The 13,340-nt window shown below is 48.0% G+C and carries 9 protein-coding genes and 5 tRNA genes; all 14 read right to left on the reverse strand.

Annotated elements, in window-relative coordinates; all coding sequences use genetic code 11:
* Positions 1 to 62: 62 nt before the first annotated feature.
* Positions 63 to 4,343, reverse strand: a complete 4,281-nt coding sequence (gene rpoC, locus NGM62_RS09755; protein WP_262247548.1) for a DNA-directed RNA polymerase subunit beta' — start codon at positions 4,341 to 4,343, stop codon at positions 63 to 65.
* A gap of 33 nt (positions 4,344 to 4,376) precedes the next feature.
* The gene (gene rpoB, locus NGM62_RS09760) at positions 4,377 to 8,186 is read right to left on the reverse strand and encodes a DNA-directed RNA polymerase subunit beta (protein ID WP_262247550.1); all 3,810 of its coding nucleotides are present in this window, start codon (positions 8,184 to 8,186) and stop codon (positions 4,377 to 4,379) included.
* A gap of 180 nt (positions 8,187 to 8,366) precedes the next feature.
* Positions 8,367 to 8,747, reverse strand: coding sequence for a 50S ribosomal protein L7/L12 (gene rplL, locus NGM62_RS09765; protein WP_188505204.1), 381 nt, complete (start codon positions 8,745 to 8,747; stop codon positions 8,367 to 8,369).
* Between the two features lie 74 nt (positions 8,748 to 8,821).
* Positions 8,822 to 9,340 (reverse strand): 50S ribosomal protein L10, encoded by a 519-nt coding sequence (rplJ, locus tag NGM62_RS09770; protein ID WP_262247551.1) that lies wholly within the window; start codon positions 9,338 to 9,340, stop codon positions 8,822 to 8,824.
* Positions 9,341 to 9,342: 2 nt separating this feature from the next.
* Positions 9,343 to 10,041, reverse strand: a complete 699-nt coding sequence (rplA, locus tag NGM62_RS09775) for a 50S ribosomal protein L1 (protein WP_262247552.1) — start codon at positions 10,039 to 10,041, stop codon at positions 9,343 to 9,345.
* A 22-nt stretch (positions 10,042 to 10,063) separates the two neighbouring features.
* Positions 10,064 to 10,507: a 50S ribosomal protein L11 gene (gene rplK, locus NGM62_RS09780; RefSeq protein ID WP_262247554.1), complete on the reverse strand. Its 444-nt coding sequence runs from the start codon at positions 10,505 to 10,507 to the stop codon at positions 10,064 to 10,066.
* A 190-nt stretch (positions 10,508 to 10,697) separates the two neighbouring features.
* On the reverse strand, positions 10,698 to 11,243 hold the full coding sequence (gene nusG, locus NGM62_RS09785) for a transcription termination/antitermination protein NusG (RefSeq protein WP_262247556.1): 546 nt from the start codon (positions 11,241 to 11,243) through the stop codon (positions 10,698 to 10,700).
* A 17-nt stretch (positions 11,244 to 11,260) separates the two neighbouring features.
* Positions 11,261 to 11,455 (reverse strand): preprotein translocase subunit SecE, encoded by a 195-nt coding sequence (secE, locus tag NGM62_RS09790; RefSeq protein WP_262247557.1) that lies wholly within the window; start codon positions 11,453 to 11,455, stop codon positions 11,261 to 11,263.
* Positions 11,456 to 11,472: 17 nt separating this feature from the next.
* Positions 11,473 to 11,543, reverse strand: a tRNA-Trp gene (locus NGM62_RS09795).
* 80 nt (positions 11,544 to 11,623) lie between these two features.
* Positions 11,624 to 12,811, reverse strand: coding sequence for an elongation factor Tu (gene tuf, locus NGM62_RS09800; RefSeq protein ID WP_262247558.1), 1,188 nt, complete (start codon positions 12,809 to 12,811; stop codon positions 11,624 to 11,626).
* 63 nt (positions 12,812 to 12,874) lie between these two features.
* Positions 12,875 to 12,946 (reverse strand) — tRNA-Thr (locus NGM62_RS09805).
* 71 nt (positions 12,947 to 13,017) lie between these two features.
* A tRNA-Gly gene (locus NGM62_RS09810) sits at positions 13,018 to 13,090 on the reverse strand.
* A gap of 5 nt (positions 13,091 to 13,095) precedes the next feature.
* Positions 13,096 to 13,176, reverse strand: a tRNA-Tyr gene (locus NGM62_RS09815).
* A 12-nt stretch (positions 13,177 to 13,188) separates the two neighbouring features.
* A tRNA-Thr gene (locus NGM62_RS09820) sits at positions 13,189 to 13,261 on the reverse strand.
* Between the last annotated feature and the right edge of the window lie 79 nt (positions 13,262 to 13,340).

Consider the following 13,340-nt stretch of genomic DNA (forward strand, 5'->3'; position numbering starts at 1 on the left):
TGACGAAAAAAAACCGCCAGGAGCTGAAGCCCTGACGGTTTTATCCGTTATTATAGGATCAGTTAATCTTCTTCTTTAGAAGCGAGCAGCTGATCGTATTCTTCTTTAGAACCTACGATAATGCCCTCGTAGTCACGTAAACCCGTTCCTGAAGGAATCAGGTGACCTACGATAACGTTCTCCTTCAGACCAAGTAGATTGTCGCGCTTTCCGGCTATCGATGCTTCGTTCAACACCTTAGTGGTTTCTTGGAAAGATGCAGCCGAAATGAACGATTTAGTTCCTAATGATGCCCGGGTAATACCTTGCAACAACGGACTGGAGGTAGCAGGGATCGCATCGCGTACCTCCACGAGTTTTAAATCGCGGCGCTTTAACCCGGAGTTTACTTCCCGCAACTTACGCTGCGATACGATCTGTCCAGGTTTCAACTCATCTGAATCACCCTCATCTACAACAACTTTCTTGTCGTAAATCATATCGTTCTCCTCTACGAAGTCCCATTTATTTACGGCTTCGCGCTCCAAGAAGCGGGTATCACCCGGATCTTCAATCTCGACTTTCTGCATCATCTGATGCACAATGGTCTCGAAATGTTTGTCGTTGATTTTCACCCCTTGCAGGCGGTAAACCTCCTGTATACCGTTAACGAGGTATTCCTGCACGGCCGATGGACCCTTAATAGCTAGGATATCGGCTGGTGAAATCGACCCATCTGAAAGCGGCATACCGGCCTTTACAAAGTCGTTGTCCTGAACAAGGATGTGCTTCGATAACGGTACGAGGTACTTCTTAACTTGCCCGTCGCGCGACTCGATCGATATCTCACGGTTACCGCGTTTCACCCCGCCCAATGTTACCACACCGTCTATTTCAGTCACCACCGCCGGGTTAGAAGGGTTACGTGCTTCAAACAATTCGGTTACACGTGGCAAACCACCCGTGATGTCACGCGTTTTGCCCGTAGATCTTGGGATCTTGGCAAGGATAACGCCTTCCTTCACAGTAACACCGTCGTTAACAGATACGTGTGCCCCAACGGGTATGTTATAGGTACGGATAACCGCACCCTTGCTATCTACAATCTTGATTGCAGGGTTCTTCGTCTTATCGCGCGTATCGATAATTACTTTCTCACGGTGACCGGTTTGTTCGTCGGATTCCTCACGGAAAGTAACACCTTCGATAATGGCTTCAAACTCAACCTTACCACCGAATTCGGAGATGATAACAGCGTTGTACGGATCCCACGAGCATATACGTTGTCCCTTCGTCACTGTATCTCCCGCATTCACGTAAAGGAAAGCCCCGTAAGGGATATTGTTAGTCATCAGCACCTTTCTTGTTTCGGGCTCAATGATCCTAAATTCGCCCGACCGGCCGATAACTACTTGGTCAAGGACACCATCACCTTCATGTGGAACCGACCGGATGTTTTCGAGCTCGATAACACCATCAAATTTCGCAAATATCTGCGATTCTGCTGCAATGTTTGAGGCCGTACCACCCACGTGGAATGTACGCAATGTAAGCTGTGTACCCGGCTCACCGATAGACTGGGCGGCAATTACACCAACGGCTTCGCCCTTTTGCACCCGTTTACCGGTAGCGAGGTTACGGCCATAACACAACGCGCAAACGCCTCGCTTGCTCTCACAGGTCAATACCGAACGTATCTCCAGTCCTTCCACTGAAGAGTGTTCAATCCGATAAGCAATCTCTTCATCGATATCCTGATCGGCAGCAACCAGCAACTCACCCGATGCCGGATCGTACACATCGTGCAACGAAACCCGACCTAGGATGCGGTCATACAACGGTTCGACAATGTCTTCATTATCTTTCAGCGCAGTGGTATAAACACCCCTCAAGCCCCCGCAATCTTCGTCGACCACAATCATGTCTTGGGCTACGTCGTGCAAACGTCTGGTAAGGTAACCAGCGTCAGCCGTTTTCAGTGCCGTATCCGCAAGACCTTTACGCGCACCGTGTGTTGAGATAAAATATTCCAGTACGGACAATCCTTCCTTAAAGTTAGAAAGGATCGGGTTTTCGATGATTTCCCCGCCCGATGCGCCCGACTTCTGTGGCTTCGCCATCAAGCCCCGCATGCCGCAAAGCTGACGAATCTGCTCCTTGGACCCACGGGCACCCGAATCAAGCATCATGTATACCGAATTGAACCCTTGGTTGTCGGTCGAAAGGATTTCCATCACATTTGCCGTCAACCGGTTATTGATACGGGTCCAGATATCGATAATCTGGTTATAACGTTCGTTGTTGGTAATGAAGCCCATGTTATAGTTATTCATCACCTCCTCAACTTCTTTAGTCGCTTGGTCGATAAGGTCGGCCTTGGCATCCGGGATGTTCAAATCCTGCAGGTTAAACGAGAGCCCTCCTTTGAATGCCATCTGGAAACCGAGTTCCTTGATATCATCCAGGAACTTCGCCGCACGGGCCATACCGGTAATTTTCACCACTTTACCAATGATATCGCGCAGCGATTTCTTGGTCAGCAGCTCATTCACGTATCCGATTTCCTCCGGGACCACCTGGTTGAACAACACGCGGCCCACCGTCGTTTCAATGACACGTTCCTCAACACTACCATCGATGCCCTTAATTTGGGTCTTCACCTTGATCGAGGCATGCAAATCGATTTGCCTTTCATTATGTGCAATGATCACCTCTTCGGCCGAATAGAAGGTCATCCCCTCTCCTTTTACCACCCGGGTTTCGTCGGTTTTACGGCCTTTGGTCATATAGTAAAGCCCCAACACCATATCCTGCGAAGGAACCGTGATTGGCGTACCGTTCGCGGGGTTCAGGATGTTGTGCGAAGCAAGCATCAATATCTGTGCTTCCAGGATAGCCGCATTGCCCAACGGCAAGTGCACGGCCATCTGGTCACCGTCGAAGTCGGCGTTGAATGCCGTACACACAAGCGGATGGAGTTGGATTGCCTTACCTTCTACCAATGTCGGCTGGAACGCCTGTATACCCAAACGGTGCAATGTCGGCGCACGGTTGAGCAATACCGGATGCCCTTTCAGTACGTTCTCCAGAATATCCCATACAACAGGGTCTTTCCGGTCTACTATTTTCTTTGCTGATTTAACGGTCTTCACGATACCGCGCTCGATCATCTTACGGATGATGAACGGCTTATATAGTTCAGCAGCCATATCTTTAGGCAAGCCACATTCATGGAGCTTCAGATTCGGGCCGACTACAATCACCGAACGGGCGGAATAATCCACACGCTTACCCAACAGATTCTGGCGGAACCGGCCTTGCTTTCCTTTAAGGATATCTGATAGCGATTTCAGTGCACGGTTACCTTCCGTCTTTACTGCATTTACCTTACGGGAATTATCGAACAACGAATCGACCGCTTCCTGCAGCATCCGCTTTTCGTTACGGAGAATTACTTCAGGCGCCTTGATTTCCATCAGACGCTTCAACCGGTTGTTACGGATAATTACACGGCGGTACAAATCATTGAGGTCGGAAGTCGCAAACCGCCCCCCTTCCAACGGTACCAGCGGCCTCAACTCGGGAGGGATGATCGGAACAATCTTTACAATCATCCACTCCGGCCTGTTTTCTATGCGGTCTCGCGATCCGCGGAACGCTTCTACCACCTGCAGGCGCTTCAACGCTTCGTTTTTACGCTGTTGCGACGTTTCGTTGGCAGCTTGGTGGCGCAAATCATAAGAAAGCTGGTCGAGATCCAGGCGCTTCAGCAGCTCTTCAAGCGCTTCGGCACCCATCTTTGCGATAAATTTCTGCGGATCTGTATCATCCAAGAACTGGTTTTCCTTCGGCAGCGTATCCAATATATCCAGGTATTCTTCCTCCGAGAGGAAATCCATGTATTGGATACCATCTTCTTCTTTTACCCCCGCTTGGATCACTACATACCGTTCGTAGTAGATGATCATATCAAGCTTCTTGGTGGGCAGCCCAAGCAGATAACCGATTTTATTGGGTAAGGAGCGGAAATACCAAATGTGGGCTACGGGCACAACCAGGCTGATGTGTCCCATACGCTCACGGCGAACTTTCTTCTCTGTTACCTCTACCCCGCAACGATCGCACACGATACCCTTATACCGGATACGTTTATATTTACCGCAATGACACTCGTAATCCTTTACCGGACCAAAAATACGTTCGCAAAACAAACCATCACGTTCCGGCTTATATGTCCGGTAATTGATCGTTTCGGGTTTCACCACCTCACCGCTTGAGCGCTCGAGGATTGTCTCGGGTGATGCCAAGCTGATTGTAATGGAGGTGAAGTTGCTCTTTATCTTATTATCTTTTTTGTAAGACATACTTTCGTTTCTAAAGTTAAAACGCTATGCTGATTAATCCAACGTGATATCCAAACCTAAGCCTCTCAGCTCGTGCACGAGTACGTTGAACGATTCCGGCACAGACGGGGTCGGCAGGTTGTTGCCTTTAACAATGGCCTCATAGGTCTTAGCCCTACCTACCACATCGTCGGATTTCACGGTCAGGATTTCTTGAAGAATATTTGACGCACCGAATGCCTCCAGTGCCCACACTTCCATCTCACCGAAACGCTGTCCACCGAACTGGGCTTTACCGCCCAAAGGTTGCTGCGTAATGAGCGAATAAGGGCCAATGGAACGTGCGTGCATCTTATCATCAACCATGTGGCCGAGCTTTAACATATAAATCACGCCCACAGTGGTCGGCTGGTCAAAGCGCTCACCGGTCAGCCCATTATAGAGATACGTCCGTCCCGATGCTGGGAGTTTGGCTTTTTCCACCCATTCTTCCACTTCTTCGGTAGATGCACCGTCGAAAATCGGCGTAGCAAACTTCACTCCTAACTTCGTGCCGGCCCAGCCTAAAACAGTTTCATAGATCTGGCCAAGGTTCATCCGCGATGGTACCCCTAACGGATTCAAGACAATATCGACCGGAGTTCCGTCTTCGAGGAATGGCATATCCTCATCACGTACAATCCGTGCGACGATGCCTTTGTTTCCATGCCGGCCGGCCATCTTATCCCCTACTTTGAGCTTCCGCTTCTTGGCGATGAATACTTTAGCCATCTGAACGATACCAGACGGCAACTCATCGCCCACGCTGATCGCAAACTTATCGCGCTTATAGGCACCTAGCTCTTCGTTCAACTTGATGTTATAGAAGTGGAGCGTTTGCTTAATCAATTCGTTCTTATCATCATCGGTAGTCCATCCGGTCGGATTAATATTAGCATATTCCAGTTCGGTAAGGATACGTTGCGTGAACTTCGACCCCTTTGGTACCAAGAGCTCTTTATATACATTGTAAACCCCCTGTGATGTCTTGCCGTTCACAATCGTAAACAGCTTCTCTATCAACTTATCTTTCAGGGCCTTCAATGCCTTCTCGTGCCGGGCATCTAATTGGTCGAGTGCTTTTTTCTCCTCATCCTTCGCCACCTTTTTCGCACGCGAAAACAGCTTGGTATCGATTACCACGCCATTGATCGACGGCGGGGTCTTCAACGATGCATCCTTGACGTCGCCCGCCTTATCGCCAAAGATGGCGCGGAGAAGTTTCTCCTCAGGCGACGGGTCGGATTCACCCTTAGGGGTGATTTTACCAATGAGGATGTCCCCATCGCGCACCTCGGCACCCACCCGGATAATTCCGTTTTCGTCCAGGTCCTTGGTTGCTTCTTCTGAAACGTTCGGAATATCAGCCGTGAGCTCTTCCTCTCCACGTTTCGTATCGCGCACTTCCAACTCAAACTCCTCGATATGCAGCGAAGTGAAAATATCTTGGCTCACCACGCGTTCGGAAATCACAATGGCGTCCTCGAAATTAAACCCTTGCCAAGGCATAAACGCAACTTTCAAATTACGCCCCAGGGCAAGCTCGCCGTTTTGGGTGGCATAGCCCTCACATAGCACCTGCCCTTTTTCAACTTGCTGTCCTTTTTTAACGATGGGCTTCAAGTTAATACAGGTGCTCTGATTCGTTTTCTTGAACTTGATCAAACGATAGGTTTTGACGTCATCGTCAAAAGAAACCAATCGATCATCATCGGTACGTTCGTACCTGATTTTAATCTCATTGGCATCTACATATTCTACAACGCCTTTGCCTTCCGCATTGATCAGTGTGCGGGAGTCTCGGGCTACGCGTCCTTCCAATCCGGTACCCACAATAGGGGCTTCCGGGCGCAGTAGGGGCACCGCTTGACGTTGCATGTTAGATCCCATCAGCGCACGGTTGGCATCGTCATGCTCCAGGAATGGGATCAGCGACGCAGCGATGGATGTAATCTGATTGGGTGCAATATCCATCAAATCCAACATCTCCGGCTCGATAACCGGGAAGTCGCCCTCATACCTGGCTTTTACCTTCGGTGTGATGAAATTGCCTTTATCATCATATTCAGCATTTGCTTGCGCAATGGTTTTGCCATCTTCGTCTTCTGCAGACAGGTAAATCACGGGTTCCTCAACCACAACACGGCCATTCTCGACACGCCGATAGGGGGTCTCTATAAAGCCGAGGTTATTGATCTTTGCGTGTACACATAGCGACGAAATCAGACCGATATTGGGTCCTTCTGGTGTCTCAATTGTACATAACCTACCGTAGTGCGTGTAGTGTACGTCGCGCACCTCAAATCCCGCGCGCTCACGCGATAACCCCCCGGGCCCCAGGGCAGACAGCCTACGCTTGTGCGTAATCTCAGCCAACGGGTTGGTTTGGTCCATAAACTGCGACAGTTGATTGGTACCAAAGAATGAATTGATTACGGACGACAACGTACGTGCGTTGATCAGGTCCGTCGGGGTGAATACTTCGTTGTCGCGGATATTCATACGCTCGCGTATGGTACGGGCCATACGTGAAAGCCCTACGCCAAACTGTGAGTAGAGCTGTTCGCCCACAGTACGCACCCGCCGGTTAGACAGGTGGTCGATATCATCGACTTCTGCCTTAGAGTTGATCAGATTGATCAGGTACTTTACGATGGCAATGATATCTTCACGTGTCAGCACCTTGGTTTCATCCGGGGTGTCCAACTGTAATTTCCGGTTGATGCGGTACCTTCCCACATCACCCAGGTCATAACGTTTATCCGAGAAGAACAAGCGCTCGATAATCCCGCGTGCCGTTTCCTCATCGGGCGGTTCAGCGTTACGCAATTGCCGGTAGATATGCTCCACGGCTTCCTTCTCCGAGTTAGACGTATCTTTTTGAAGCGTATTGTAGATGATGGAGTAGTCTGCATTATTAGCAGTATCCTCTTTGGTGAGGATGATTGACTTCACACCGGCATCTATGATCAGTTCGATGTGGTCTTCTTCCAATACCGTTTCCCGTTCCAGCACTACCTCGTTACGGTCAATGGAAACAACTTCCCCGGTATCTTCATCCACAAAATCCTCGATCCACTTCTTCAATACCCTCGCGGCCAACTTACGGCCCACATATTTCTTGAGCCCCGATTTGCTTACCTTCACTTCATCCGCCAATTCGAACAACTCCAGGATATCCTTATCCGAATCGTAGCCAATGGCACGCAGGAGTGTGGTAACGGGGAATTTCTTCTTACGGTCTATGTATGCATACATCACGTTATTCACGTCTGTAGCAAATTCAATCCATGAGCCTTTGAAGGGGATTACCCGGGCTGAGTACAGTTTAGTACCATTGGTATGTCGGCTTTGGCCGAAAAACACGCCCGGTGAACGGTGCAGTTGCGATACGATTACGCGCTCTGCGCCATTGATTACAAAGGTCCCTTTCGGAGTCATATAGGGGATGGTCCCTAAATAAACGTCCTGCACAATGGTTTCGAAATCCTCGTGCTCTTCGTCGTTACACGACAGCCGCAGCTTTGCCTTGAGCGGAACACTATAGGTCAACCCACGTTCAATACACTCTTGTATACTGTAGCGCGGCGGATCGATGAAATAATCCAGAAACTCAAGTACGAAAATGTTCCTTGAATCAGATATAGGGAAGTTTTCGGAAAACACCTTAAACAGCCCTTCCTGGTGGCGGTTGTCGGAAGTCGTTTCGAGTTGAAAAAACTCCCGGAAAGATTCCAATTGCACGTCCAGAAAATCAGGGTAATCAATTACCTTCCTACTACTTGCAAAATTTACTCTTTCGTTTTGAATATTTTTGTTTGCCAAGGGAATAAGATTTTAGTTTAACTATTTAAACTGCACTTTGGGTGCTGCTTTCGCCTCGTTGAGGCACCCATACAGCCCGGATATGGTACTGGTGATAAGAGGAAAAGTCATAAACAGGAATAGACTCTGACGAAATTCACGTCAGAGTCTACCCCATTCAGGTGTGTTGTATGAACTGAATTAGTTGATCTCAACAACAGCTCCTGCTTCTTCGAGTTGCTTCTTCAGTGCTTCGGCTTCGTCTTTAGCAACACCGGTTTTAATTTCTTTCGGCGCACCGTCAACTAGGTCCTTAGCTTCCTTCAGACCAAGACCTGTCAAATCTTTAACCAATTTGACTACAGCTAATTTCTGACCGCCAGCTTCTTTCAAAATTACGTCGAAAGATGTCTTCTCTTCCGCTGCAGCAGGCGCATCGCCGCCAGCAGCCGGACCGGCAACGGCCACTGCAGCCGCAGCTGGCTCAATGCCATACTCGTCTTTCAAGATTTGAGCTAACTCGTTAACTTCCTTTACTGTCAAGTTTACCAACTGCTCAGCAAACGCTTTTAAATCTGCCATTTTATTTTTAATTTTTGAATTTACTTTTTAAAACTATTAACAACTTTTCGGACATTTCAATTGGAGGGATCCGATTAACCTCTCTCTTGTAAAGTTTTAACCAACCCGGCCAGCGTATTACCTCCTGATTGGAGTGCTGATACGACATTCTTGGCCGGTGATTGCAACAAACCAATGATATCACCGATAAGCTCATGCTTAGACTTAAGCTTGCTTAACGTGTCGACTTGGTTATCGCCAATGAACACAGCGGCATCGATATAGGCACCTTTCAAAACGGGCTTATCGCCTTCCTTACGGAGCTCCTTAATCAATTTCGCCGGTGCATTACCGACTTCCGAAAACAACATAGTTGATGATCCCTTCAAGATACCCACCAACTCTTCCGAATCGACTCCGGCTTCTACAAGTGCTTTGTGAATCAACGTGTTTTTCACCACTTGCATAGCAATCCCTTTGTCGAAGCACTTGCGGCGTATCCCATTGATTTTTGCAACAGTCAAGTCAGCAGTGTCGGTAATGTAAAAATTACCGTACGATTTAATCTGCTCAGCTAAAGCGCTAACAATTTCTTGTTTTTCTTCTCTTTTCATGATTAAATTCCTACTACTGATTTCGTTTCAATTTGAATACCCGGGCTCATCGTGGAAGAAAGGTAAATACTCTTGAAATAGGTCCCTTTGGCTGCCGACGGCTTCAATTTGGAGATCGTCTGCAATACCTCCAAGGCGTTTTCATAGATTTTCTCCGCGGGGAAAGATGCTTTACCTACAGATGTATGAATAATCCCTGTTTTGTCTACCTTGAAATCAATCTTACCCGCTTTCACATCGGTTACCGCTTTACCGATATCGGTAGTTACCGTACCCGTCTTAGGGTTAGGCATCAGGTTACGCGGGCCGAGAATACGACCCAACCGGCCTACTTTTGCCATTACACTGGGCATGGTAATGATGATATCAATATCGGTCCATCCACCCTCGATCTTGCTGATGTAATCGTCCAACCCCACATGGTCTGCTCCGGCCGCTTTGGCCTCTTCTTCCTTATCGGGAGTACAGAGTACCAATACACGCACGGTCTTGCCTGTACCATGTGGCAGTGTGGCAATACCACGTACCATTTGATTCGCTTTCCGTGGATCCACGCCTAAGCGTACATCGATATCCACCGACGCATCAAATTTCACATTGGTAATATCTTTTACCAAGGCAGAAGCCTCTTCCAAAGTATATGCTTTACCAACTTCAATCTTGGATAGTGCCGTTTTCTGATTCTTTGTTAATCTTGCCACTTTCTTAAACTGATTTCGTTAATTAATTATTCCAGGGCGCACTACCATTCACGGTAATACCCATACTACGTGCCGTTCCGGCAACCATGCGCATGGCAGATTCCAGTGTGAAAGCATTCAAATCAGTCATTTTATCCTTGGCGATGGTTTCGACTTGTTCCCAAGTGACACTGCCCACCTTCTTCCGGTTGGGCTCGCCCGATCCCTTCTTAACACCCGATAACTCCACCAACTGAATGGCTACCGGGGGGGTCTTAATGATAAAATCGAATGACTTGTCGCTATACACCGTAATCACGACGGGCAATACTTTGCCTGGCTTGTCTTGCGTACGAGCGTTGAACTGTTTGCAAAACTCCATGATATTCACCCCTTTTGCACCCAATGCGGGCCCTACTGGGGGAGATGGATTTGCAGCGCCACCCTTCACTTGTAATTTTACTAACGCACTGACTTCTTTTGCCATTTCTCGATTTTAAATTTAACTAAATAAATGTTTGTTAGTAAGTTGGAAGCATTTAACGTAACATTTAGATTTTGAAGCGCTTACTGCTTAACGACTATTAGCACCCCAAAATGGAGTGCAAAGGTACAACTTTTTTATTAATATCAAGCACAACGGAAAAAATAAAAGCCATCTTTCAGATTGGATGCCCTTATTCCTTTTCTACCTGAATGTAATTCAATTCGAGCGGGGTTTTCCGACCGAAAACCTTCACCATCACTTTCAGCTTCTTCTTTTCCTCGTTCACTTCTTCGATTTCGCCGGTGAACCCATTGAATGGGCCGTCGTTCACTTTCACGAGTTCACCTACGTAAAACGGCACATTCATCAATTCACCCTGCTCCGACATCTCATCTACCTTGCCCAATATCCGGTTGATTTCTGCGGGCCGCAACGGAATCGGGTTCCCTGCCTTATCGCCTAAAAAGCCAACTACGCTATTGATATTTTTGATAACGTGTTCAAGTTCACCGTCCAACGCCATCTCCAGCAGCACGTAACCCGGATAGAAATTACGCTCTTTGGCAACTTTCTTGCCATCGCGCATTTGATAATACTTTTCCATCGGAATGAGTACCTGGGGGACGAGGTGGTTGACACCTAAGCGATTTACCTCCGCTTCAATATACTGCTTTACTTTTTTCTCCTTACCGCTTACCGCCCGTACAACATACCATTTCAGTGGTTGATCTGCCATTTCTTCTTTCCCGCCAATTAAGACCCAATATTATAGAACAATTCCAGCGCGTTACTCGATGCTTTATCCATTGCGAAAATAATCAATGCAATGATAATTGATGCAATCAGTACGACCACGGCCGAATTCTGCAACTGCCCCCAAGTGGGCCAGGTGACCTTTTGGGTCATCTCGATATAGGAGTCTTTTATAAATTCAAGTACGTTCGCCATGTTCTGTCGATAATTAGCACGGGCACCAGGATTCGAACCCAGATCAAAGGTTTTGGAGACCTCTATTCTACCATTGAACTATGCCCGTGTTTTTTAGACACGATTAGCTAATCAGCACATTACTGATTAGCTAATCGGCTGGAGTAAATCCAACACCCGGAGGGTGGATTACTTAAGAATTTCGGTTACCTGACCGGCACCTACCGTTCTGCCACCTTCGCGAATAGCGAAACGGAGGCCTTTTTCCATTGCGATAGCGTTAATCAGCTTCACAGTGATTGTTACGTTATCACCTGGCATAACCATTTCTACACCATCAGGCAACGAAATTTCGCCCGTTACGTCTGTGGTACGGAAATAGAATTGCGGACGGTATTTGTTGAAGAACGGCGTGTGACGGCCACCTTCTGCTTTTGACAACACGTAAACTTCTGCCTTGAACTCCGTATGGGGAGTAACCGACCCAGGTTTACAGATTACCATACCGCGGCGGATATCGGTTTTCTCAATACCACGCAGCAATAGGCCTACGTTATCACCAGCTTCGCCATAGTCCAGGATTTTACGGAACATTTCCACCCCTGTAACGGTAGACTTCAAGTTTTCGGCACCCATCCCGAGGATTTCAACCGGATCACCGGTATTGATCACACCCCGTTCGATACGACCGGTAGCCACCGTGCCGCGGCCGGTAATCGAGAACACGTCCTCAATCGGCATCAGGAACGGAAGGTCCGTCAACCGTGGAGGAATCGGGATGTAGTTATCTACCGCTTCCATCAGTTCCATAATCTTTTCAACCCACTGCTCTTCGCCATTCAGACCACCCAGGGCAGAACCACGGATTACCGGGATATCGTCGCCAGGGTATTCGTAGAATGACAGCAGCTCGCGGATTTCCATTTCAACCAAATCCAACAACTCAGGGTCGTCTACCAAATCCACTTTGTTCATGAAAACAACCAATGCAGGTACACCTACCTGGCGAGCCAACAGGATGTGTTCACGCGTTTGGGGCATCGGACCATCCGTAGCAGCTACCACGATGATAGCACCGTCCATCTGGGCAGCACCGGTAACCATGTTCTTCACATAGTCGGCGTGTCCGGGGCAGTCAACGTGTGCATAGTGGCGATTAGCAGTCTGGTATTCAACGTGTGATGTATTAATGGTGATACCGCGCTCTTTTTCTTCCGGAGCGGAGTCAATCGAATCAAATGAGCGGGCTTCAGAAAACCCCTTGTCTGACAATACTTTCGTAATTGCAGCGGTAGTGGTTGTCTTACCGTGGTCAACGTGACCGATCGTACCAATGTTTAAGTGCGGCTTACTGCGGTCAAATTTCTCTTTTGCCATGTTTATGCGAATTAGTAATTTAAAATTTTAATGTATAAATGTTAACCTTATGTTACCCTTACGAGCCAATGATGGGACTTGAACCCATGACCTCTTCCTTACCAAGGAAGTGCTCTACCGCTGAGCTACATCGGCTTGCGTGTTTACAATCATGACCCCGACAATCACCAAGTGATGGGCTGACGGAGCACAATCGACACATTACGAGCGGAAGACGGGTCTCGAACCCGCAACCTATAGCTTGGAAGGCTATCGCTCTACCAATTGAGCTACTTCCGCTTGTGTGGGGGGAGAAGGATTCGAACCTTCGAAGCCGAAGCAACGGATTTACAGTCCGTCCCATTTGACCGCTCTGGAATCCCCCCAATCTTTTTTTGAGCCCCCTGCCGGGATCGAACCAGCGACCTACTGATTACAAGTCAGTTGCTCTACCAGCTGAGCTAAGGAGGCAATATCTCAAAAAAAACAATTTTCAAAAAACACCCCCCTTGTTCAGTAATCACCCAGCAACCTAAATGATTACCTGTCA

The sequence above is a fragment of the Parapedobacter soli genome, from assembly GCF_025460835.1.
In the GTDB taxonomy this organism is placed as follows: domain Bacteria; phylum Bacteroidota; class Bacteroidia; order Sphingobacteriales; family Sphingobacteriaceae; genus Parapedobacter; species Parapedobacter soli.